Origin of the sequence: Methylorubrum sp. POS3, assembly GCF_043352485.1 — a bacterium.
Taxonomy (GTDB): domain Bacteria; phylum Pseudomonadota; class Alphaproteobacteria; order Rhizobiales; family Beijerinckiaceae; genus Methylobacterium; species Methylobacterium suomiense.
In genome coordinates this window covers 2857693-2879091 of record NZ_JAPRBT010000001.1, presented here as the reverse complement: position 1 = coordinate 2879091, position 21399 = coordinate 2857693, and the positions used below count along the sequence as shown (strand labels likewise).

The window sequence follows — 21399 nt, the reverse complement described above, 5'->3', positions numbered from 1 at the left end:
TCGCATCGTGGCGTGATTCTGCGCTCGCGTTGCATTCCGGGACCAGGGCCGGTACGAAGCGCCCCAAAGGCACGGATGTCCGGCGGCACGCCATCGGATCCCGTTCGTGTCCACCGGGTCCGCCCGGTCATTCCATTCCGAGGGCTCGTACGGAGCTCGCGAACCGAACTCGATCCGGAAACGCCGCCTGCCGGGAACGCAGGACGCTTCCCGCACCGTTACGGGAGGGGCGCGGCCCGGATCGTCAGGGCAGGCAGGGTTCTACGTGATCGAAGGTCTCGTCGCGTTTTCCGTCAGGCGTCGCTGGCTGGTCCTGATCACGGCGGCAATCCTCACGATCGTGGGCGTGGCGGCCGCGGCCCACCTGTTCCGCATCAACACCGATGTCGAGCGGCTGATCGATCCGAGCGTCTCCTGGCGCAAGGACGAGATCGCCTTCGAGAAGGCGTTCCCGCAGCGCACGAACCTCGTCGCTGCGGTGATCGACGGGCAGACGCCCGAGATCGCCGAGGAGGCGGCCGCGCGCTTCGCCGACGCCCTCAAGACCCACCGCTCGGAGATCGAGACGGTCTATCGCCCCGATGGCGGCCCGTTCTTCGACCGCAACGGCCTGCTGCTGATGTCGCAGCAGGAACTGGAGCAGACCACCGAGCGCCTCGTCCAGCAGCAGGGCCTGCTCGGGCCGCTCGCCGCCGACCCCTCCCTGCGCGGCGTGATGCGGGTGCTGAGCCTCGGCGTGAAGGGCGTGAAGAGCGGCGACGCCAAGATCGAGGATCTGGCGGAGCCGATGACCCAGATCGACGACACCCTGCGCAAGGTCCTGAATGGCGAGCGCGCCCGGATGTCGTGGCAGACGCTGCTGGCCGGCGGCAAGACTGAGGTCACGGACACCCGTAAGTTCGTGATGATCCAGCCGGTTCTCGACTACAACGCCCTGGAGCCGGGCCGCGAGGCGACCCAGCTGATCCGTCGGATCGCCGCCGAGCAGAACATCGATTCGGCCCACGGCCTGCGCATTCGCCTGACCGGCCCGGTGGCGGTGGCCGACGACGAGTTCGCGACGCTGGCCGACGACGCGTTCCTCAACTATTCGCTGACGACCGCCGCGATCGTGCTGTTCCTGGGGCTGGCCCTGCACTCGGCCCCCCTGGTGGTCGCCGTGCTGATCACGACCTTCGCCGGCCTCGTCGTCACCGCCGCGCTCGGCCTAGCGATGGTCGGCGAGCTGAATCCGATCTCGGTGGCCTTCGCCGCCCTGTTCGTCGGGCTGGGCATCGATTTCGGCATCCAGTTCGCCGTGCGCTACCGGGCCGATCGCTACGAGACCGGCGAGGTCGAGAGCGCGATCCGCGCCGCTTCCCGCGGGGTCGGCTGGTCGCTGACGCTCGCGGCGGTGTCGCTGCTCGCCGGCTTCTTCGCCTTCCTGCCCACCCAGTTCCGCGGCGTGTCCGAGCTCGGCCTGATCGCGGGCGTCGGCATGATCGTCGCCTACCTGTTCTCGCTGACGCTGCTGCCGGCGCTGATCGCGGTGTTCAACCCGCGCGGCGAGAAGCGCGCGGTCGAGACGACGTGGATGGCCGGCGTCGATCACTGGATCATCGAGCACCGCAAATGGGTGCTGATCGGCGTCGGGCTGCTGACGCTCGCGGGCATCCCGCTCCTGCTGAAGCTGCCCTTCGATTCCAACCCGATGCACCTGCGCAGCCCGAAGGTGGAGTCGATCGCGACCTATCTCGATCTGATCAAGGATCCGGCGACGAGCCCGAACACCATCGACGTGCTGGCCCCGGACGTTGCCGCCGTGCCGGCCCTGACCGACCGGCTGCTGAAGCTCGACACGGTGGCCAGGGTCCACTCCATCGACACCTTCGTGCCCCGCGATCAGGACCAGAAGCTCGCCACCATTCAGGAGACGGCACAGCTCCTGGCGCCCGCGCTCAATCCGGGACGCAAGCCGCCGCCGCCGACGGACGCCGACAACGTGAAGGCGATCCGCGAGACCGCCGCGGCCCTGAAGACCGTCGCCGGCGGCAACGAGCCGGGCAACAAGGCGGCGGACAAGCTCTCGGGCACCCTGGAAACCCTCGCTTCGGCTCCGGCCGAGAAGCGGGAGGCGGCGAGCGTGGCGCTGACCACCGATCTCAAGACGCTGATCAGCCGCCTCGGCGGCCTGCTCGACCCGAAGAAGATCACCCTCGACAACCTGCCCAAGCAGCTCAAGGCCGAATGGGTGACCGCCGACGGACGCGCCCGCATCGAGGTGCATCCGAAGGGCGATTCGAACAACGACGAGGTGCTGCGCCGCTTCGCCAAGGAGGTGCAGACGGTGGACCCGCATGCCACCGGTGCGCCCATCGCCACGACCGAATCGAGCTACACGATCCTCGGCGCCTTCGTGCAGGCGGGCATCACCGCCCTTGTCCTGATCTTCATCATCCTCTCGGTCGCGCTCCGCAAACCCTGGGACGTGGCGATGACCCTCGGGCCGCTGGTGCTGGCGACCCTGTGGACCTTGATGGCGCTCAAGATCATTGGCATGCCCCTCAACTTCGCCAACATCATCGCGCTGCCGCTGATGCTCGCGGTGGGCGTGGCCTTCCACATCTACTACGTGATCGCGTGGCGGGCGGGCGTGGTCGACATGCTGGCCTCCAGCCTGACGCGGGCGATCTTCTTCTCCGCGCTCACCACGGGCACGGCCTTCGGCTCCCTGATGCTGTCGAGCCATCCGGGTACGGCGAGCATGGGCGAGTTGCTCGCGCTGTCGCTGTTCTTCACCCTGATCGCGGCGTTCTTCGTGGTGCCGGCCTTCCTCGGGCCGCCGCCGAAGCGCCCCGATGCCAATCGCCCGGAAGGCGACCATGCGGCGCCCGCGACGGGTCACGTGGCGCGCGAAGCCGCGGCGGTGAAGTAGGCCGCTCGAACAGCGTCGCCCCGAAGCCGGACAGCCGGCCTCGGGGCGATGTTCAGGGCCGTGGGTCGTGTCGGCCGACCCGAGCGATGTGAGAGATCAGGAGGCCGACTTGGCCGGCGCCGGAACGGGCTGCGGCGCAGCGGCTGTGCCCGGATTGGACTTCATCCCGTCCATCGCCGCCGCCGGGTGGGATTGGGTGTCCTTGGTCGGAGCGACGCGGCCCGCCTCGGGCTTCGACGGTGTCGCCATCTGCGCCGTCGCCGCGGCCGTGTCCGGCACCATCGCGAGATCGGCCACATCGAAGCGCATCCGGTCCTCGGCCTGTTTCAGGACGGCGTTGGCCTCGTAGTACTTGCCCTGATCGATCAGACCGGCCGCGCGCTGCACATCCTCCGTCGTTTTCGCGAGCGGCAGGACCGCGACGGTGGTGTTCACGTTGATGCCCGCGAGCCGCAGGGTCTCGGTGGCGGCCTTCCGGTCGCCGCTCCGGAGGCTGTGATCGGCATCGGCGATGGCGGCGTTCTTCTCCGGCGTGGGCACGAAATCCTCGCCGAGGGTCAGCTGGCTGTCGACGGGCAGCCACGCGACGGCCTTCTCGGCGCTGTCCGATGTCGTGTCCCGCGTCTCAGTCCGCGCCTTGGCGTTCGCGGGCTGGTGCAGGGCGGCCTCGGCTCTGGTGAAGACGGCGTCGTCGGATTTGGCCTTGGCCAGGGCGGACTGCGCCCGTTCGATGAACGTCTTCGCCCGGCTCGGCTCGACCTCGAACAGGGCCAGGCGTGCGCTGCCCATATCGCGGTAGGCCGCCGCGCCATCGGCGGAGAGCTTGATGACATCCCGGTCGACCGACTTCTGAGCCGGAGATTCGGTGAGGGGCGCTTGCGCCGTCATGGGCGGGGCGGCGTGCTCGGCGGCGTAGGCCGCGCCGCCGAGGGCCGTCGTGGCGACGAGAATGCCGGCGAGGAGGGAATGACGTGTCATGACCGGATCTCCTGATGAGAGCCTGTCCGGCTTCGGCGGTCCCACTGCGTGATCGTCGGCCTCGGCTCTGACGAAAGAACAGTTCAGGAAGGACTGTGTTGCGTTACATTTCGGACATGATCCGGATAGCGACCGGACAGGATTGATGAGGCGCGACTTCGACCAGTCATCGCCCCGATACCATGATGTCGTCCGTCCTGGGCCCGGTTCAGGCCGAGAAGTCGGAGAAGCCGCCGCTCGACGCGCCGGAGCGTGCCAGCGCATCCCGTGTCGCCACGGCAACCAGCGCGTCGCGCTCGGCGGCGTAGGCGTAGCCCGGGGCTTCGCCGGGGAAGCCGCCCGCGGTGGCGGGATGGGTGTAGAGTTCGGTCAATCCCTCCGGCAGATGACACAGGAGGCCCGCGACGCGCTCCGGCGTCATCGCCCCGGACCAAGCCAGGCCGAGCGTCCGGTCGGGGATGAGGAGGCCGGCCTGGCGGGCGCGCACGGCGAGCAGCGCCGACCAGGGGGCGATATCGAGGGCGGGGCGCGGCCGGGTGCCGGGTTCGGCGCGACGCAGCAGGTCACGGGGCTCGCGGGGCACGCGCAGCGCCCTCATGCCGTAGCGGGCGCCGATGGCCAGCACCGCGCCCGCGATGAGCGGATGCACGTGGAAGTGCTTGTGCGCGTTGACGTGGTCGAGGGGCAGGCCCGTCGCCCGATAGGCCTCGAACTGCGCGGCGATCTCGGCGGCGAGCTGGCGGCGGGCGGCGGGCTTGGCGGCGAGATCGAAGCCGAGGCGACCCATATCGGCGCGCATCAGGCCGTTCGCATCGGTGAGGTCGGGCAAATCCGCTGCGGGCAGGGTCGGCCACGCCTCGACGAGCACGAGATGCAGTCCGACCCGCAGGGACGGCATCCGGCGCGCCCGCTCGACGGCGTCGGCGGCGGCGGGCGCGGAGACCATCAGGCTCGCGGCGGTGAGGATTCCGTCGCGATGGGTCTGCTCGACGGCCTCGTTGACCTCGCGGCTCAGGCCGAAATCGTCGGCGGTCACGACCAATCGTTTCAAGCGCCATCCCCCGTCATGGGTGTCGAGCGGGCAAGCCCTCTCGCGGGTCCAGGGCGGAGCCCTGAAAACGAAGAAGGCCGGGCTCGCGCCCGGCCGTCTTCGTCGCGCGAATGCCGCGCTGCAAGCGTTACGCGGCGGCCTTACGGTCGCGCAGGAAGTGCCAGAACTCGACGCCCTCGCGCAGGCGGCGCTTCATCATGTCGGGCGAGCGCACCATCTCGCTGACGATGGAGGCGATCTTCGGGGCGCGGAAGTAGAACTTCTTGTAGAACTCCTCGACCGCCGAGAAGATCTCCGAGTGCGACAGGTGCGGGTAGTGGAGCGGCGCGATCTGCACGCCGTTCTCGTCGACGAGCTCGGCGTTCTCGACGTCGAGCCAGCCGTTCTCGACCGCCTGCTTGTACAGGAAGGTGCCCGGATAGGGAGCGGCCAGCGACACCTGAATGGTGTGCGGGTTGATGCGCTTGGCGAAGGCGATCGTCTCCTGGATCGTCTCCTTGGTCTCGCCCGGCAGGCCGACGATGAAGGTGCCGTGGATGGCGATGCCGAGGTCGTGGCAATCCTTGGTGAACTTCTCGGCCACCTCGACGCGCATGCCCTTCTTGATGTTGTTCAGGATCTTCTGGTTGCCGGACTCGTAACCGACGAGAAGCAGGCGCAGACCATTCTCCTTGAGGACCTTCAGGGTCTCGCGCGGCACGTTGGCCTTGGCGTTGCACGACCAAGTCACGCCGAGCTTGCCGAGCTCGCGCGCGATCTCTTCGGCGCGCGGAAGGTTGTCCGTGAAGGTGTCGTCGTCGAAGAAGAATTCCTTCGTCTGCGGGAATTCCTTCAGGCAGTACTTGATCTCCTCGATCACGTGGGCGACCGAGCGAGTGCGGTAGGTATGGCCGCCGACCGTCTGCGGCCAGAGGCAGAAGGTGCAGCGGCTCTTGCAGCCACGACCGGAATAGAAGGAGATGTACGGGTGCTTGAGGTACCCGATGAAGTACTTCTCCATCTCGAGGTCGCGCTTGTAGACGCTCGTGACGAAGGGCAGCTGGTCCATGTCCGTCATGATCTCGCGGTCCTCGTTGTGGACCACGACACCGTTGGCATCACGATAGGACAGGCCCTTAATCTGGGCCATCGGCACGCCTTCGGCGACTTCCTTCACGGTGAAGTCGAACTCGTTGCGGGCGACGAAATCGACCACCGGCGCCTGCGCCATCGAGCCGGCGGCGTCGACCGCGACCTTGGCGCCGATCAGGCCGGCGATGAGCTTCGGGTTGGCGGCCTTCAGGGCCTCGATGCACTTCACGTCCGACTTGAAGGACGGAACCGAGGTGTGGAGCACCACGAGGTCGAAATCCTTGGCCTGCGCCACGACTTCGTCGAGCTTGATGTTGTGGGGCGGGGCGTCGATCAGCTTCGAATTCGGCACCAGGGCGGCCGGCTGGGCCAGCCAGGTCGGGTACCAGAACGACTTGATCTCGCGCTTGGCCTGGTAACGGGAGCCCGCGCCGCCATCGAAGCCGTCGAAGGTGGGGGCCTGCAGGAAGAGCGTGCGCATGGGGTTCAAGGCCTCAAGGCTCGGGCGGTTGAATCAGTAAAGGGGCGAATGGAGCGAAGCTCAGACCGAGGTCGCGCCGGTCTCGTGGCCGAGGCCGTGCTCCGGGATCAACGTACCGTCCGCAACCACACGGTAATCGTGACCTTTCCATGTCACCGCACCCGAGACGAAGCTCCAGGTGAAGTTGATGAAGGTCAGCATGTCGCGAATCGGCAACAGCCAGTAGGCGTGGGGCGCCAGGCCGAAGGCCCGCTCGATGCGCAGGCAGAGCAGGATGCGACAGGCGAGCGCGAGCGCGGCCACCGCGAGCGCCGCCGTTCCGGCGCCCGGCAACAGGGCGGCGATGAGCGCCAGCGGAAAGGCATGGGTGACGAAGGAGCCGGCATAGCCCGCCGGATCGACGTTGCGGATGGTGCGGTTCCACCGCAGCTCGTGCCGCCATAGGCCGGACAGCTCGGTATCCACGCAGGCATGCCCGATGGTGAAGGCCGGGATCGCGACGATCCCGCCATCCCGGCGCAGGGCCTCGCCGATCATGTAATCGTCGGCGAGATCGTCCTTGAAGGCGCGGAAACCGCCGATCCGCTCCAGCGATTCGCGGGTCATCGCGATGGTGGAGCCGAAGCAGGGCTTGGCGAGGCCGAGGCTGGTGCCGACCAGGACGTTGGGCATGAACTGCACGTCGATGGCCAAAGCCGAGAGCTGGGCGCACAGGCCCCGCTCTGCCGGCTCGCCGTGATAGAGGCAGGTCACGCCGGTCACGCCCGGGCGGGACAGCTCGGCGACGATCCGCTCCAGGTAGTCGGGCCGCACCGACATGTCGCTGTCGGCGAGCACCACCGTCTCGTGGGCGATGAGGCCCGACATGTTGATGAGGTTGGAGACCTTGCGGTTCGAGCCGTGCTGGCTCGCATCGATCACGAGGTCGAGGCGCAAGCCCGGATAGGCGGCCGCCAAGCGCTCGACCACGGCGATGGCCGGATCGGCCGCGTTCTGGACGCCGAACACCACCTGGATCGGCCCGGCATAGGTCTGGCGGCAGAAGGTCTCGAGGTTCTCGTACAGGTCCGGCTCGATGCCGCAGAGCGGCTTGAGGATGCTCACGCCGGGGCGGGGCGCGTCGGGCGCGAGCCGGGGCGGCGTGCGGGCGGCGAAGCGGCCGGCGAGGATGGCGGCCAGCACGGCATAGAGGCAGCCGGCGAGCGCCGGCACGAGGAAGAGCGACGAGATCCAGGCCGTCATCTCGGTCAGGTCCATGGCGCGCCGTCGCTCTTGTCGTTCGTTATGGGCCGCCGGAGCGGAGTTGTGTCGTGAGCCGCGAGGCCCGATTCTCGGCGGGTGCCTATTTGGAGCCCTTGGCCAGCATGCCGTCCGTGCGCTCGCGCATGAACTTCAGCAGGCCGTCGGCCCCGCCGGTCTTGAGCGGCTCGGCGAAGCCCGCCCGCAGGGAGGCGACTTCGCTGACATTGCCGTTGAGCAGCACGTCCTGCACGCGGTTCTCCGCGTTGACGACGTAGTCGACGTCCGAATCGTCGCCGTCCTTGTTGGAGACGCGGGTCGAGACCACGCGGTTGGGGCCCTTGACCTCGCTCTGTGGCTTGATCTCGAACTTGCCGCCCGCGGCCTGGGACAGGCGATTGGCGTAGAGCGTGACGAAGTACTGGCCGAACGCCTCCGTGAGGGCGGCCTGCTGCTCCGGCTTGAAGGTCTTCCATTTCGGGCCGACGGCGGTGGCCACCATGGCGGGCGTATCGAAGGTGGCCGCCAGGGTGTCGCCGACGGCGGCGAGCCGGGTCTTCAGGTCGCCCGCGCCGTTCTTCAGCGCATCCTCGAACTTGGCGTAGAGCTTGGTGATCGGCGCCACGGCCGGATCCTCGGCGGCCCGCACGTCGCGCGGAGATCCGGCGAGGGCGAGCACCGCGGCGGCGGCGAGGAGGGTGCGGCGGTTCAGGCGCACTTCTGGAACGCTCCAGGCTCGTTGTCGGGGGCGAGGGCGGCCGCGCGGCCACCGGGGAAGCCGTAGGCGGTCGCCAGCGGCGCAGCAAGGGGAGCCGAAATCGGTGCGGCGGCCGGCACGGATTGGTCCGTCCGCCGGCCAAGTCGGGCCCGGATCGCGCCGAGACCGGCGGCGACGGTGTCCGTGGCGGCGGGCGTGCCGCGCTCCATCCCATGCCACAGGGCGAGGCTGGGCAGGCCGACGGCGAGGTCGGCGACGCGCTTGACCAGGGAAAGCGCGAGCGCGGCCTCCGCCGGGATGCCGAACAGGGCGCAGAGCGCGATCAGGCCGCCCTCCTGCGCGCCGATGGCGCCGGGCACCACGAAGGCGGCACCGCGAACGGCCTGGGCGAGGCTCTCGATCACCAACGCCTCGACGAAGGTCACCGGGTGACCCATGGCGTTGAGCGCGATCCAGACCTCGAGCGTCCCGATGATCCAGCCGACGAGATGGATCAGGATGGCGGCACTCACCCGCGCCCGGTTGCCGTAGAGGCGGCGCAGGTTGTCGTAGAGCACGTCGATGGCGCCGAGCGCCCGCCACTCGCGGGCGGCGGCGAAGCGCGAGAGCGCCGCCTCGATCAGGCGATGGCCGCTCCTGCGCTGGATCACGTAGAAGGCGGCGAGCGCCGGGATCGCGATGATGACGCCGCCCGCCACCGTGCGCACCACCGGGCCGTCACCGGTGAAGTGGACGAGGAGCGCGAGGCCCGCCACCGTGAACAGGAGCTGGGTCAGCGCCTGCGTCATCAGGTCGACGAACATGCTGGCGCCGGCCATGCCGCCGGGCGTGCCGCGCCGCGTCAGCAGGCGCGCGCCGATCAGGTCGCCGCCGACCTGCGCCACGGGGAGCAGGGTATTGATGCCCTCGCGCACGAAGCGCAGCGAGATGCAGTCGCGCAGGGTCGGGCCGGCGCCGCGGGGGAAGACGACGTGCCAGCCGAAGCCCGCCCAGGCGACCGCGACGAAGCGGGCGACCACGACGGCGAGCGCGCCCCAGCCCGCGCCGACGAGGGCGCCGGCGACGTCCGTCACGCCGGAGGACAGGAACAGCGCCAGCGCCGTGACCAGTCCTACGATCGACGCCAATGTGGTGAGACGCTTCATCAGCCTCTTTCGACCTTCGCGATCTTCGTCGAGGGGCTTGTGTTGTCGAAATCCCACCGCGTCCGGACTTTGAAAGCGTGGCGGCAGCAGGAAGTGTCTCGGCAGGTTGCAGCTTTACCCTGCCCTGTCTATCACCCGATTGACACACCGGGGAGCAAAGCGGCGCCCGCGGTGGACGTGAGCGACGATTGTCGCCGGACGCCGCTTCTATGGAGCCGAGAATGGATCGCGAGCCGCAGATCACGGCGGAATCCGCCCTGATCGACGACCCGTCGACGCGGGGCTTTGACGGCCAGGGAACGGGCGGCGGCGCCCCCGCCCCGCGCAGCCCGGTGATGGCCTGGAACGAGTGGGACCCGCTGGAAGAGGTCATCGTCGGCTCGCTCGACGGCGCCACGATCCCGACCCACCACTTGACCGTGATCTTCAACCTGCCGCGGGCGGCCCAGCCGTTCTACCGCTTCGCCTCCGGCTGGAAATACCCGAAGTTCATGAAGAAGCTGGCCCAGCAGGAGCTGGACAACTTCATCTCGATCCTGGCGGGCGAGGGCGTGAAGGTCCGCCGCCCCGACACGGTCGATTTCTCCAAGAAGTTCAAGGCGCCGCGCTGGACCTCCCGCGGCTTCTGCGTCGCCTGTCCGCGCGACCCCTACCTCGTCATCGGCGACGAGATCATCGAGAGCCCGATGTGCTGGCGCTCGCGCTACTTCGAGGGCGACGCCTACCGCTCGCTGTTCAAGGAATATTTCCGCGCCGGCGCCCGCTGGACCTCGGCTCCGCGGCCGCAGCTGACCGACGATCTCTACAACTACGACTACCGGGTGCCGAACCTGAAGGCCGGCGAGCCGATGCAGTTCACGGTCAACGAGTTCGAGCCGGTCTTCGACGCGGCCGATTTCGTGCGCTGCGGCCGCGACCTGTTCGTGACCCGCTCCAACGTGACCAACCTGATGGGCATCGAGTGGCTGCGCCGCCATCTCGGCCCCGGCTTCCGCATTCACGAGATCGAGAGCCGCTGCCCGCAGCCGATGCACATCGATTCGTCGTTCATGCCGCTGGCGCCGGGCAAGGTGCTGGTCAATCCCGACTATATCGATGTCGAGAAGCTTCCGGCGGTGCTCAAGAAGTGGGACGTGCTGATTGCGCCACGCCCCGACCCAGTGACGGGCTTCATGAGCAAGATCTCGATGTGCTCGCCCTGGACCTCGATCAACGTGCTCGCCATCGACGAGAAGAAGATCGTCGTCGACCAGAGCCAGCCGACCCTGATCAAGGCTCTCAAGGATTGGGGCTTCGACCCGATCCCGGCGCCGTTCCTCAGCTACGGCCCGTTCGGCGGCTCGTTCCACTGCGCCACGCTCGACGTGCGCCGCCGCGGTGTCCTGAAGTCGTACTTCTGATCACCGGACGCGACTTTCCGCGCAAATCTCGAAGCGTGCCCTGGAGACGGGGCACGCTTTTTTCGTGCGGGTCCCCTGATGGCCGAAGCGAACCATCAAAGGTGACGGCGGTCAGCCGTCATATTCTGTGCGATAGTGCACAATCGCAGGACTTCGGCCCGGCACGCCTGTGATTGAGAGCCCGTGCGCTCCCGCCCGACGCAAGGAAGCGAGGCGCGCGATGCCGCGATACTACTTCCACATCCATGACGGCCACTCGATCATCGACAAGGACGGGATGGTGCTCGCCGACACGAGCGAAGCCCGTCGCAAGGCGATTCGCATCTCTGGGCAATATCTCGACAACGACGCGGATGTCGTCTCGCTCGGCGAGGAATGGCGCATGGAGGTCACGGACGAGCGCGGGCTGATCCTGTTCAGGCTCGATTTCGTCGTGACGGATGCTGCCTCGGTCGGCGGATCGTTCAAGGGGTAAGGATCGAGCGTTCGGCCGCCCACCTTCGTCGCATGGGACGGCGGTGCCGACCCTCGGCGCAGGATGGCGGGACGCATGCGAACTGCGTCAGGGAATCCAGATCCCGAGCCGAAGCCGCTCGACCCGCTTGCGCAGGGGCAGGTTGGCGCGGAACGAATCGGGGGAATGCGGGACGCCGTGCTGGTCCTCGATGCGGATGTCCGAGCATCCGTCCTCCGCCCAGTCGTCGGCGAGGCACATGGCGCTCGCCGGATTGCAACGGGTCGCCGTGCGGGGTTCGCCCCCGCAGGCGGCCGAGATTTTGTAGGGAATGGTGGAAGGAGACATTTCTGAACCTCACCGGTTCGTGAATGTCATAAGCCAACGTCCGAGGCCGTATCCCGTGCCGTCGAAATGTAAGGTTTCATTCATTTCACGCGGCGGGACCTGGGCTGCCACCGCCCGGAGCGCGAGACGCCACCGGGGCCTCGGCGCTGATCACATTATTCGCCCGTGACAGGCCGGTGCCGGATCGCCCGACGATAGGTGGCGCCGGCCACCATCAGGGCGCCGCCATATTGCAGAAACCCGCCCTCCGCGAGGCTGTCGGGCGCCAGATGCGCTTGCAGGGCCAAGCGGGTCAGGGCGTTGAGGGCGAGCAGCGCGAGGCAGAACAGGGCGGAAGCGAGGAGGGCGGCGACGAAATCGGGCATGGCGAAGCCTCCGACGGGAGCCGGCAAAGCTTAGCAAGGGGCGGACCAGATTCGCCGTTGCCGCCCTGACGCGCATCGGCCCGAAAGGTGAGTTCCGGTTTTTGGGCCGATGCGGCTCAGGATGGTCGAGGGCTGGGTCAGCCTGCCGGCGGGCGGGTCGCCACCATCGAGGGACGCTCGCCGATCCGGGCGAACCAGACGGCCAATTCCGGCGCGTCGTCGCGCCACGCGATGTCGGAGAAGCGGAGGTCGAGATAGCCGAGGGCGCAGGCGAGCGCGACCGTCCCGATATCGATGCGCTCGCCGAGATCTCCGGCCCGCTCCTCGAACCACGCCAGGGTGGTCTCGATCTTGGCGGTCTGTCCCTTGATCCAGGCGGCGGAGCGCTCGGCCTCCGGACGGGCGGTCAACTCGTAGCGGATCAGCAGGGCCGCATCGAGGATGCCGTCGGCCGCCGACTGCTCGTTGAGGGCGCGCCAGCGCGCGGCACCCTCCCGGGGAAACATCCCGCCGCCGGCCAGCGCATCGAGATATTCGCAGATCACCCGGCTGTCGGCCAGCGCCTGACCATCGGCGTCGATCAGAGTCGGCACCTGGGCGAGCGGGTGCTGCGCCAGCACCGTGCGGTCGCGCTCGACCGGATGCACCTTGCTCGGCAGCAGTGCGATGCGCTCGGCCAGCCCGAGTTCATGGGCGACGACCATCACCTTCCGGACGAAGGGCGAGGCGTGCGAGTGGAACAGCTTCATCGGCGACCGGGAACTCGTTTGCGAACGGGGGATGTATCAGCGCCGCGCGGCGGCATTGCCGGCGGCGTTGACGGGATTGCTTCCGGCCGCGGCGGGGCTCGCCGGGCTGTGCGCTTTCGGCACTTCGACGCCGAGGCGCTTCACCGGCCAGCCATCGCTCCAGCGCTGCATGTCGCTGAAGGCCGGGTTGGCCTTGAGGCTCGCCGCGTCCTTGCCGGTGAAGGCCGCGGCCGCCGCCATGTCGAAGCTGCGCCAATAGGCGAGGAAATCGAGGCTGTCGGTGCGGGCATTGTTGATCTGGGCGACCAACTGCGTCTGCTCGCCCGAGAGCGCCATGTCGGCCGACCAGCGGAACGGCGGCGGCTTCTCGCCGGGCGGGTCGGGCGGCAGCTTGATCGGCCCGGAATCGTAGGCTGCGTCGAGCCCCGCCGGAGAGGTCAGCGTGGCGGTGAGCGCCGGGAAGCCGTGATCGTCGGAGAGGGCGCGGACGAACAGCTTGCGCTCCGGTGGCACCGAACTCGCGTCGCGCAGGATCTTGCGCGCAGCGGCGTCGGCGGCGCGGGCATCCTTGTCGCCGATCATGGTGACGAGGAGCGTCCCGGCATCGATCGTCCCGAGCTCGCCGAGCGGGATGCCGCGGGACTTGGCGTCCTGGGCGATACCGCCCGGCATCACCGCAAAGACCAGTTTCGGCGCGGGCAGGCCGGTGCCGGCGGCGTCCGCGGCGATGTGGACCGCGAGCGGTGCGCCGGCCAAGTGCCCGATCAGGGCGGTGCGGCCGGTATCGGGCTTGGCGTCGGCATCGGCCGCGAGCTCGGCGAGCGCCGATTTGATCAGGCGCGCGGCGATGGCCGGAGCGTCGGAGGGCTTAGTGCGATTCACTTCCTGGAAGCGGGGGAACAGCACCAGCCAATCGTTGCGGACGAGGTGGTCGATCCAGGCGCCGTAGGCCTGCGGATTGGGCGCGCCCCAGGCATGAAGGAACACCGCCACCGGACGTCCGCCCGAGGGGGCCGGCCCGGCCTTGTGAAACAGGTAGGTCGGTGCGCTCGCCCGTCCGACCGCGCGCTTGACGATGGTCGCGGCCTTGTCGCCGACGCCGCCCGGACCTTCGGCGGGCTGCCCCGGCGGTGTGGCGGCGCGCACCGGCTCCGCGGCGGCAAGAGCGGCCAGCATGCCCAGAACGATGGGCATGGCGGCAAGGCCGGGACCGGGTTTCGGGCGCATCTCTCTCTCGAACGGCACGATCGGATCGGCCCCGCGGGGCCGTGACCGCCTGAATAGCAGATTCTGAGAGAGAGGCGACCGATAGACCCGCTACCGAGCCTCCTCATCCTGAGGTGCGGAGCGTCGCGGAGTCTGGGAGCTGGGCTCAAGGGATCGCGCGAGGGACACGGGACCCCTCCTTCGAGGCCCGCTCACGCAGGTGCCTCAGGATGAGGGGAGCGGGTGGGAGGAGGCGACGCGCGCCCCGCAACCGCTACGGCGCGTCCTTCACCCGCCGGCATTCCGTCTTGAGGTAGCTCGTCTTGCCGACCTCGTCGCGCAGATCCGTGCGGGCGATGATCTCCTGCCAGCCACTGGTGCAGCCGAGTTCGTTCGCCACCCGCACCTTGCGCACCTCGCTCGCCCGGTCGTCGGTGCAGGCCTCCTGCGGCACGGAATTGGCGCAGACGAGGACGACGGCGATGAAGACGCTCACGGGACGACCTCCGGGTTCTTGTCGTTGAAACCCGTCTTCGGCGGGTCGGACAGTTCTACGCGCGGAGGCGCATCCGGGTTTCAGCCGACCTCGGCGAAGAGGTCGTTCCGAAATGTTGTTCCCTCGACCGGATTGGCGATCCAGCGTGTGCGCCCGATCCGCATGTCGTGCCCGGCGTGGAAATGGCCCGAGAACCAGAGGTCGGGCCGCTCCGCGTCCGTGAGATCGTCGAGCACGGTGGTGGCGTAGAAGGCCGGCACCCACCACGGCACGCCGGGCGCATCGCGAAAGGCGTCGGCGGCGAGCGGGCTCGGGGGATGATGCGTCACCGCCACGGTCGGACCCGCATGGGGCTGTGCGAGCGCCGCGAGGAAGGCGGCCTTCTCGCTCGCATGCGCCGCCATGGCGTCCTCGGGCGACCATGCCGACCGGTCGGCCCGGCGGATCGAGCCGCGATATTCCCGCGAGCCGGTGACCGGATCGGTCATCCGCGCCGCCGCGTAGGCGACCGGGTCGGCGGGTCGGTCGGGCGTGTCGGCGGTGAGCCAGCGGCCGGCAAGGGACCAGTCGCTCCAGAGCGTAGTGCCGACGAAGCGCACGCCGTCGATCACGACCGCCTGTCCGCCTTGGAGCAGGTGGATGCGCGCGCCCTCCCCGTTGCGCCGGGCGACCGCCCGTTCGAGCGCCGCGAGCAGTTCCGGTGCCGTGCGCCCGTCGCCCGTCGGCGCGTAATGCTCGTGATTGCCCGGCACCAGCACGATGGGCCGCCCGTCGGCCAGCGACAGGAGAACATCCACCCCCTTTTCGGGATGGCCCTCGTGCAGGTCCCCGGCGCAGACCAGTATGTCGAAGGACCCTTCTGGGCGCGGGATCGCCTCGGGCCGGCGGCGTTCGAGATGCAGGTCGGAGAGGGGGAAGAGGCGCAACGCGAAAAGTCCGTCGAGGATGTCAGGCGCGGATCTCGGCCGCCGCCTGACGCTCGCGGCGGGCGGCCTTGAGGATGTCGAAGGCGGAATCGGCATTGATCACGGCGATGCCGAGGGCTGCGACGAGATCGGGCCAGGGCGAGAGGGTCGCGGCGGTGAGGAGGCCCGCAAGGATGATCGCCACGTTGGCGGCGACGTCGTTGCGGGCCGAGAGATAGGCGGCCCGCGTCAGGCTGCCGTGGCCATCGCGGTGGCGGGCGAGCATCAGGGCGCAGGTGAGATTGACGAGAAGCGCGCCGAGCCCCGTGACCGTCAGGGGAACCGGAGCGGGGGCGACGAAATCGGCGAACTTCTCGTAGGCCGCCCAGGCGGTGGCGAGGCCCGGCACGAGGATGATGAAGGCCAGCCCCGTGCCCAGCCGCGCCCGGTTGCGCAGGCTCCAGCCGAGCCCGGCGAAGATCAGCAGGTTGATCGCCGCGTCTTCCATGAAGTCGAGGCTGTCGGCGATGAGCGCCACCGAGCCGATGGCGAGCGCCACCGTGATTTCGACCCCGAAATAGCCGAGATTCAGCGCCGCCACGCGGGCGACGACCGGGCGAAGGGACGGGGCGGGAAGCGGACGAGGCACCGGGCGGCGTTTCCCTGGTCGGCGGCGACGGCGCTGATTGCCCCGCGGCTCGCGCGCTGTCGAGGGGCACCCCAGGGTTCCGGAGCGACGCCTCCGCCCAACGGGCATCTGGATTTGCGTGCGCGCCTGTGCAAGGCGAAAGCTTTGCCGCGCCGTCCGTCGCGCGGCGCTCCGGATCGTGGCCGGACCTTGAGGAGGCTCCAGATGTTGCCCGAACTGCGCGTGCTCTATTTCGAGGATCTCGAAGTCGGGCTGACCGAGATCCTGCTGAAGGAGATCTCCTCGTCCGACGTGGTGGGCTTCGCCGAGATCACCGGCGACCGGAATCCGATCCACCTCTCGGAGCATTTCGCGGCCCGCACGCCCTTCGGCACCCGCATCGCCCACGGTCTCTACACGGCCGGCCTGATTTCGGCGGTGCTGGGCACCCGCCTGCCGGGCCCCGGCGCGGTCTACATCTCGCAGACGCTGAACTTCCGCGCGCCGGTGCGCATCGGCGACACCGTCGAGGTGAAGGTCGAAGTTGCGGAGCTGATCCCCGAGCGCCGCCGCGCCCGCCTGAAATGCACCTGCTCCGTCGGCGCCGAAGTGGTGCTCGACGGCGAGGCCCTGGTGAAGGTGCCGAAGAAGGAGGAAGCGGATCCGCTCGCCATGCGCATGGGCGGCGGACGTCCGGCCTGAGGACTTGGCTGGGCCGCTCCTCCTCGACGACGCGGACGACCCGCGCCTCGCGCCCTACCGGGCGATGCGCGAGCGCGACCTCGTCGGGCGGCAGGGCCGCTTCATCGTCGAGGGCGAGGTGACCCTGCGCCTGCTGTTCTCGCGCGGCGCGCGCTTCCGCGCGGAATCGGTGCTGCTGGCGCCGGAGCGCTGGCCGGGGCTGAAGCCCTTCCTCCGGGGGACCGACCGAGACGACGCCCCGCCGGTCTATCTCGCCGGGAAGGACGTGATGTCCGCCGTGACGGGCTTTCCGATCCACCGCGGCGTGCTGGCGGTGGGGCTGCGCGGCGGGGATCCCGAGCCCGATGCGCTGATCCCGCCCGCGCCGGCCCCGGCGCTGGTCCTCGGCCTGGTCGGCCTGACCAACCACGACAATGTCGGAGGCCTGTTCCGCAACGCCGCCGCCTTCGGCGCCGACGCGGTGCTGCTCGATTCCGCCTGCTGCGACCCGCTCTACCGCAAGGCGATCCGGGTCTCGGCGGGCGCGGCACTGACGGTGCCCTTCGCCCGCACCGGGAGCGGCGCGGCCCTGCTCGACCTCGCCGAGCGCCACGCGCTGACCCCCTTCGCCCTCACCCCCGGCGGCGGCGAGGCGCTGGAGACGCTGCAGCCCCCTGCCCGCGCGCTGCTGCTGCTGGGCACCGAGGGGCCCGGCCTGCCGGAGGCCGTGATGGAACGGGCGCGCCGCGTCCGCATCGCCATGGCGCCGGGTTTCGACTCGCTCAACGTGGCGACCGCCGGGGCGATCGCCCTGCATCGGCTGGCGGGGGACCGGTTGGCTCGGACCTGACGCCCGCCTGTGGACGGCGGCGCTCTTCCGGCGACCGATCGTTCCGTCGGCGTGTTAAGGGAGCAGGACGCCGCCAGCGGGGAATGGGATGGGTTACGAGATCGACCTGGGGCGGGCCGGCGAGCGGCCGGCCATGATGGACCTCACCGAGCTGCTGGCGACCCGCCTCCTCGTCCAGGGCAATTCCGGCTCCGGCAAATCGCACCTGCTGCGCCGCCTCCTAGAGCAGAGCGCTGGCCTCGTGCAGCAGGCGATCATCGATCCGGAAGGCGATTTCGTCACCCTCGCCGAGCGCTACGGCCATGTCGTGGTCGAGGCCGACGGCAACGAGAGCGAGCTGCTGCGCATCGCCGCCCGCGTGCGCGAGCACCGCGTCTCGGTGGTGCTGTCGCTCGAAGGTCTCGACGCCGAGGACCAGATGCGCGCGGCCGCGGCCTTCCTCGGCGGGCTGTTCGATGCCGACCGCTCGCTCTGGTACCCGATGCTCGTCGTCGTGGACGAGGCGCAGCTCTTCGCCCCGGCCGCCGCGGGCGATGTTTCGGACGAGGCCCGCCGCCTCTCGCTCGGCGCCATGACCAACCTGATGTGCCGCGGCCGCAAGCGCGGACTGGCCGGCATCATCGCCACGCAGCGTCTGGCCAAGCTCGCCAAGAACGTCGCGGCGGAAGCCTCGAACTTCCTGATGGGCCGCACCTTCCTCGACATCGACATGGCCCGCGCCGCCGACCTTCTGGGCCTGGACCGCCGCCAGGCCGAGATGTTCCGCGACCTCCCCCGCGGCCACTTCGTCGGCCTCGGCCCCGCCCTCTCCAAGCGGCCGCTGCCGATCGCGGTGGGTGCGACCGAGACCGAGAGCCGCAACGCGGCCCCTGCCCTGCTGCCGCTGCCCGAGATGGGCGAGGCGGCCCGCGCCCTGATCCTCACCGCCGCCCCCGGCGAGGAGGACAGGCCCCTGCCCGCGCCGCGGCCCAAGCCCGCCCGACCGGCGAGCCCCGACGTGCTGGTCCAGCTCGCGAGCTATCGTCCGCCGGTGCGCGAGGATTTCTCCGAGCCCGAGCCCCTCGATCCGGCGGAGCGCGAGGCGGCGATGGCTGAGATCCTCGCCTCGGTCCTGGCCGATTCCGACGCCGCCGCCTGCACGCCGGCGACGCTCTATCAAGATTTCACGGTTCGCTGCCGCATCCGCCGGATCGGCGGCGAGGCGATGAGCCTGTCCGAGTTCAAGCGGCGGCTCGCGGTGGCGCGGGCCGGCGTCGGCGGTGCCACCGCCGAGGGGCCGGAATGGGAGCGGGCGCAGGCGATCGCGGCGACGCTTCCCGATGACCTTGCCGGCCTGTTCCTGCTCATCGCGCGAACCGCCATCGAGGGTGCCCCCTGCCCCTCCGACGCGTCGCTGGCCCAGGCCTACGGCACCTCCTCGGCGGGCCGCGCCCGGCGGATGCTCGCCTATCTCGAGGAGCGGGGCGCCATCGTGCTGCGCCGCGACCTGCGCGGGGCGCCGATCATCGCCGTGCCCGATCTCGACGCCGAGACCGGGCCGCAGATCGGCGCCGCCGCGGTGGTGCCGCTCCGGCGACGTTAAGGACGGCGCACGGCCGGACGGCGCGCGACAATCCGCACCCCTTGCCGGCTGGGCGGATAAGGCCAAGATTGCCGGCACGATACGGTGTATGGGAGCCGCAGGGCGTTGCTTCAGTCGCGGGATGGTTTGCGGGCGCTGACTGGGCGTCGCGTCGTCGTCGTCGGGGCCGGTCCCGGCGGTCTTGCCTCCGCCCTGTTGCTGGCGAAAGCAGGCCTGCATGTCACGGTGATCGAGCGTGATCCGGTGGTCGGCGGCCGGACGAAGACCGTCGAGGCGCCGGGCGGCTACCGCTTCGATATCGGCCCGACCTTCTTCCTCTATCCGCAGATCCTGGCCGACATCTTCGAGTCCTGCGGCGAGCGGCTGGAGGACCACGTCAAGCTCGAACGGCTCGACCCCCAATACCATCTCGTCTTCGAGGGCGAGAACGGCGTGTCCGGACAGATCCGCGCCACCGGCGACGTACCCCGGCTGAAGGAGGAGATCGCCCGTCTCGCGCCGGCCGATGCCGAGAACGTCGAGCGGTTCTTCGCCGAGAACCGGACCAAGCTCGACTATTTCAAGCCGGTTCTGGAGCAGCCCTTCGACAATTTCCTGTCGATGGCGAGCCCGGCGATGCTCGCCGCCCTGCCCCATCTCCATCCTGGCCGCAGCGTCGATCGCGACCTCCGGCGCTACTTCGCCGATCCGCGGGTGCGCCTCGCCTTCTCGTTCCAGACCAAATATCTCGGAATGAGCCCGTTCCGCTGCCCGAGCCTGTTCACCATCCTGTCGTTCCTCGAATACGAGCACGGGGTCTACCATCCGGTCGGTGGATGCGGGGCCGTCTCGGAGGCGATGGCGGGTCTGGCCCGCCGCATGGGCGTCGATATCCGCCTCAACACATCCGTCGAGCGGGTGCTCTACGAGGGCAAGCGCGCCTGCGGCGTGGTGGCAGGGGGCGAGACGCTCAAGGCCGATGCGGTGATGATCAACGGCGACTTCGCCAAGACCATCCGCGAGCTCGTCCCGGAAGAGCGACGCCCGCGCTGGCGCGACGCCAAGATCGACAAGGCCCGGCTCTCCTGCTCGACCTTCATGCTCTATCTCGGCATCGAGGGGAAAATGCCCGAGAGCCTCGGCCATCACACGATCCTGTTGTCCAAGGAATACGAGCGCAACATCAACGAGATCACCGGCGGCATCCTGCCGATGGAGCCGTCGATCTACGTCCAGCATGCGGGCTTCACCGATGGCGGGATGGCGCCTCCCGGCCACACCGCGCTCTACGTGCTGGTGCCCGTGCCGAACCTGAAATCGGGCATCGACTGGGAAAGCGTGGCGCCGACCTATCGCCGGCTGATTTTGGAGCGGCTGAAGCTGCTCGGTCTGCACGACATCGAGGACCGCATCCGCTACGAGCGCGTGATCGATCCCCGCGGCTGGCGCGACGACTTCGCGGTGCACGAGGGCGCGACCTTCAACCTCGCCCACGATCTGCTGCAGATGCTGTGGTTCCGGCCGCATAATCGCTTCGGGCCGGGCCTCTATCTCGTCGGCGGCGGCACCCATCCGGGATCCGGCTTGCCCGTGATCTACGAGGGTGCGCGCATCTCGGCGCGCCTGCTGATCGAGGATCTGGCCCGCGAGAAGGCACCCGCGATCCTGGCGGAATTGCCGACCACCTCGCCGCTCGCGACGCAGGGCGAGCCCCATTGATGCGTGCGCCCCTCCGCGCCGCATCCTTCGTCGTCGGGCTGGTGGCTCTGGCTGGATCGGCCCAGGCGGCAAATGTGGAAGTCGTCATCGAGGGGGCCGAGCCCGGCGCGGGTGCGGTCTACGTCACGCTCTGCCAGAACAATCTGACCGAGACCGGCTGTCGCCTCGGCCAGGACGCGCCGGCGCGCGGCGGCAGCCAGCGCTTCCTGTTCCGCGACGTGCCCCCCGGCGCCTGGGCCGTGGCGGCGTACCAGGATCTGGACGGCGACGGCCGGCTCGGGCGCACGCCGCTCGGACTGCCGCTGGAGCCCTACGGCTTTTCCGGCGCGGTCGGGCGTCGCGCCCGGCCCGAATTCCGCGAGGCAGGGTTCCTGCTCGCCGAGCCCGGCGCGACCGTGCGGGTACGCCTCGCCCGCGCCCTGCCCCGGCGCTGACCCGGT

21 protein-coding genes are annotated in these 21399 nt (G+C 69.5%); 8 read left to right on the top strand and 13 right to left on the bottom strand.

Going from position 1 to position 21399, the window contains the following annotated elements; all coding sequences use genetic code 11:
- Positions 1 to 265 precede the first annotated feature (265 nt).
- Positions 266 to 2914 carry an MMPL family transporter gene (locus OWC43_RS13410; RefSeq protein WP_137829236.1) on the top strand — a complete coding sequence of 883 codons (2649 nt, stop codon included), beginning with the start codon at positions 266 to 268 and terminating at the stop codon, positions 2912 to 2914.
- A 96-nt stretch (positions 2915 to 3010) separates the two neighbouring features.
- Here OWC43_RS13410 and OWC43_RS13405 read toward each other — a convergent pair whose 3' ends face one another.
- The 6 genes from OWC43_RS13405 to OWC43_RS13380 form a co-directional block, all read right to left on the bottom strand.
- Entirely contained in the window at positions 3011 to 3892 is an 882-nt protein-coding gene (locus tag OWC43_RS13405; RefSeq protein ID WP_393957008.1) for a YfdX family protein, read from the bottom strand.
- Positions 3893 to 4100: 208 nt separating this feature from the next.
- The gene (gene hpnK / locus OWC43_RS13400) at positions 4101 to 4943 is read right to left on the bottom strand and encodes a hopanoid biosynthesis-associated protein HpnK (RefSeq protein WP_393957007.1); all 843 of its coding nucleotides are present in this window, start codon (positions 4941 to 4943) and stop codon (positions 4101 to 4103) included.
- A 127-nt stretch (positions 4944 to 5070) separates the two neighbouring features.
- On the bottom strand, positions 5071 to 6495 hold the full coding sequence (gene hpnJ, locus OWC43_RS13395) for a hopanoid biosynthesis associated radical SAM protein HpnJ (RefSeq protein WP_137829233.1): 1425 nt from the start codon (positions 6493 to 6495) through the stop codon (positions 5071 to 5073).
- A gap of 60 nt (positions 6496 to 6555) precedes the next feature.
- The gene (hpnI, locus tag OWC43_RS13390) at positions 6556 to 7752 is read right to left on the bottom strand and encodes a bacteriohopanetetrol glucosamine biosynthesis glycosyltransferase HpnI (RefSeq protein WP_393957006.1); all 1197 of its coding nucleotides are present in this window, start codon (positions 7750 to 7752) and stop codon (positions 6556 to 6558) included.
- 85 nt (positions 7753 to 7837) lie between these two features.
- Positions 7838 to 8452, bottom strand: a complete 615-nt coding sequence (locus OWC43_RS13385) for a phospholipid-binding protein MlaC (RefSeq protein ID WP_137829231.1) — start codon at positions 8450 to 8452, stop codon at positions 7838 to 7840.
- Complete coding sequence (locus OWC43_RS13380; protein ID WP_137829230.1) at positions 8443 to 9597, bottom strand: HpnL family protein; 1155 nt, start codon at positions 9595 to 9597, stop codon at positions 8443 to 8445. The genes OWC43_RS13385 and OWC43_RS13380 overlap by 10 nt, the downstream gene beginning before the upstream one ends.
- A 221-nt stretch (positions 9598 to 9818) precedes the next feature.
- On the opposite strand from OWC43_RS13380, the gene OWC43_RS13375 reads away from it, so the two are divergent.
- On the top strand, positions 9819 to 10997 hold the full coding sequence (locus OWC43_RS13375; RefSeq protein ID WP_137829229.1) for an amidinotransferase: 1179 nt from the start codon (positions 9819 to 9821) through the stop codon (positions 10995 to 10997).
- 220 nt (positions 10998 to 11217) lie between these two features.
- Entirely contained in the window at positions 11218 to 11472 is a 255-nt protein-coding gene (locus OWC43_RS13370; protein WP_137829228.1) for a DUF6894 family protein, read from the top strand.
- Positions 11473 to 11559: 87 nt separating this feature from the next.
- Here OWC43_RS13370 and OWC43_RS13365 read toward each other — a convergent pair whose 3' ends face one another.
- The 7 genes from OWC43_RS13365 to OWC43_RS13335 all read right to left on the bottom strand — a co-directional run bounded on the left by OWC43_RS13365 (position 11560) and on the right by OWC43_RS13335 (position 16169).
- Positions 11560 to 11799 carry a hypothetical protein gene (locus OWC43_RS13365; RefSeq protein WP_393957005.1) on the bottom strand — a complete coding sequence of 80 codons (240 nt, stop codon included), beginning with the start codon at positions 11797 to 11799 and terminating at the stop codon, positions 11560 to 11562.
- A 155-nt stretch (positions 11800 to 11954) separates the two neighbouring features.
- Positions 11955 to 12164 (bottom strand): hypothetical protein, encoded by a 210-nt coding sequence (locus OWC43_RS13360; protein ID WP_393957004.1) that lies wholly within the window; start codon positions 12162 to 12164, stop codon positions 11955 to 11957.
- Positions 12165 to 12301: 137 nt separating this feature from the next.
- Positions 12302 to 12913 (bottom strand): glutathione S-transferase, encoded by a 612-nt coding sequence (locus tag OWC43_RS13355; RefSeq protein ID WP_137829225.1) that lies wholly within the window; start codon positions 12911 to 12913, stop codon positions 12302 to 12304.
- 36 nt (positions 12914 to 12949) lie between these two features.
- The gene (locus OWC43_RS13350) at positions 12950 to 14140 is read right to left on the bottom strand and encodes an alpha/beta hydrolase (RefSeq protein WP_393957003.1); all 1191 of its coding nucleotides are present in this window, start codon (positions 14138 to 14140) and stop codon (positions 12950 to 12952) included.
- Positions 14141 to 14393: 253 nt separating this feature from the next.
- Complete coding sequence (locus OWC43_RS13345; protein ID WP_393957002.1) at positions 14394 to 14615, bottom strand: hypothetical protein; 222 nt, start codon at positions 14613 to 14615, stop codon at positions 14394 to 14396.
- 80 nt (positions 14616 to 14695) lie between these two features.
- On the bottom strand, positions 14696 to 15541 hold the full coding sequence (locus OWC43_RS13340) for a metallophosphoesterase (RefSeq protein ID WP_238308274.1): 846 nt from the start codon (positions 15539 to 15541) through the stop codon (positions 14696 to 14698).
- A 22-nt stretch (positions 15542 to 15563) separates the two neighbouring features.
- The gene (locus OWC43_RS13335; RefSeq protein WP_393957001.1) at positions 15564 to 16169 is read right to left on the bottom strand and encodes a cation transporter; all 606 of its coding nucleotides are present in this window, start codon (positions 16167 to 16169) and stop codon (positions 15564 to 15566) included.
- Between the two features lie 204 nt (positions 16170 to 16373).
- Between OWC43_RS13335 and croR the strand changes: the two genes are divergently transcribed.
- The 5 genes from croR to OWC43_RS13310 all read left to right on the top strand — a co-directional run bounded on the left by croR (position 16374) and on the right by OWC43_RS13310 (position 21393).
- Positions 16374 to 16850, top strand: coding sequence for a 3-hydroxybutyryl-CoA dehydratase (croR, locus tag OWC43_RS13330; RefSeq protein ID WP_137829221.1), 477 nt, complete (start codon positions 16374 to 16376; stop codon positions 16848 to 16850).
- 64 nt (positions 16851 to 16914) lie between these two features.
- Positions 16915 to 17679: a TrmH family RNA methyltransferase gene (locus tag OWC43_RS13325; RefSeq protein ID WP_393958560.1), complete on the top strand. Its 765-nt coding sequence runs from the start codon at positions 16915 to 16917 to the stop codon at positions 17677 to 17679.
- An 88-nt stretch (positions 17680 to 17767) separates the two neighbouring features.
- Positions 17768 to 19261 (top strand): ATP-binding protein, encoded by a 1494-nt coding sequence (locus OWC43_RS13320; RefSeq protein WP_137829219.1) that lies wholly within the window; start codon positions 17768 to 17770, stop codon positions 19259 to 19261.
- Positions 19262 to 19366: 105 nt separating this feature from the next.
- A complete protein-coding gene (gene crtI, locus OWC43_RS13315) occupies positions 19367 to 20959 on the top strand; it encodes a phytoene desaturase family protein (protein WP_393957000.1) in 1593 nt (530 codons plus the stop codon).
- Entirely contained in the window at positions 20959 to 21393 is a 435-nt protein-coding gene (locus OWC43_RS13310; protein WP_137829217.1) for a DUF2141 domain-containing protein, read from the top strand. The genes crtI and OWC43_RS13310 overlap by 1 nt, the downstream gene beginning before the upstream one ends.
- Positions 21394 to 21399 lie beyond the last annotated feature (6 nt).

Bases quoted from the DNA above. Each gene is read 5' to 3' on its own strand.
- OWC43_RS13405 (WP_393957008.1), bottom strand. From the start codon at position 3,892: ATGACACGTCATTCCCTCCTCGCCGGCATTCTCGTCGCCACGACGGCC.
- hpnJ (WP_137829233.1), bottom strand. From the start codon at position 6,495: ATGCGCACGCTCTTCCTGCAGGCCCCCACCTTCGACGGCTTCGATGGC.
- hpnI (WP_393957006.1), bottom strand. From the start codon at position 7,752: ATGGACCTGACCGAGATGACGGCCTGGATCTCGTCGCTCTTCCTCGTG.
- OWC43_RS13380 (WP_137829230.1), bottom strand. From the start codon at position 9,597: ATGAAGCGTCTCACCACATTGGCGTCGATCGTAGGACTGGTCACGGCG.
- OWC43_RS13375 (WP_137829229.1), top strand. From the start codon at position 9,819: ATGGATCGCGAGCCGCAGATCACGGCGGAATCCGCCCTGATCGACGAC.
- OWC43_RS13370 (WP_137829228.1), top strand. From the start codon at position 11,218: ATGCCGCGATACTACTTCCACATCCATGACGGCCACTCGATCATCGAC.
- OWC43_RS13365 (WP_393957005.1), bottom strand. From the start codon at position 11,799: ATGTCTCCTTCCACCATTCCCTACAAAATCTCGGCCGCCTGCGGGGGC.
- OWC43_RS13360 (WP_393957004.1), bottom strand. From the start codon at position 12,164: ATGCCCGATTTCGTCGCCGCCCTCCTCGCTTCCGCCCTGTTCTGCCTC.
- OWC43_RS13355 (WP_137829225.1), bottom strand. From the start codon at position 12,913: ATGAAGCTGTTCCACTCGCACGCCTCGCCCTTCGTCCGGAAGGTGATG.
- OWC43_RS13350 (WP_393957003.1), bottom strand. From the start codon at position 14,140: ATGCGCCCGAAACCCGGTCCCGGCCTTGCCGCCATGCCCATCGTTCTG.
- croR (WP_137829221.1), top strand. From the start codon at position 16,374: ATGTTGCCCGAACTGCGCGTGCTCTATTTCGAGGATCTCGAAGTCGGG.
- OWC43_RS13325 (WP_393958560.1), top strand. From the start codon at position 16,915: ATGCGCGAGCGCGACCTCGTCGGGCGGCAGGGCCGCTTCATCGTCGAG.
- OWC43_RS13320 (WP_137829219.1), top strand. From the start codon at position 17,768: ATGGGTTACGAGATCGACCTGGGGCGGGCCGGCGAGCGGCCGGCCATG.
- OWC43_RS13310 (WP_137829217.1), top strand. From the start codon at position 20,959: ATGCGTGCGCCCCTCCGCGCCGCATCCTTCGTCGTCGGGCTGGTGGCT.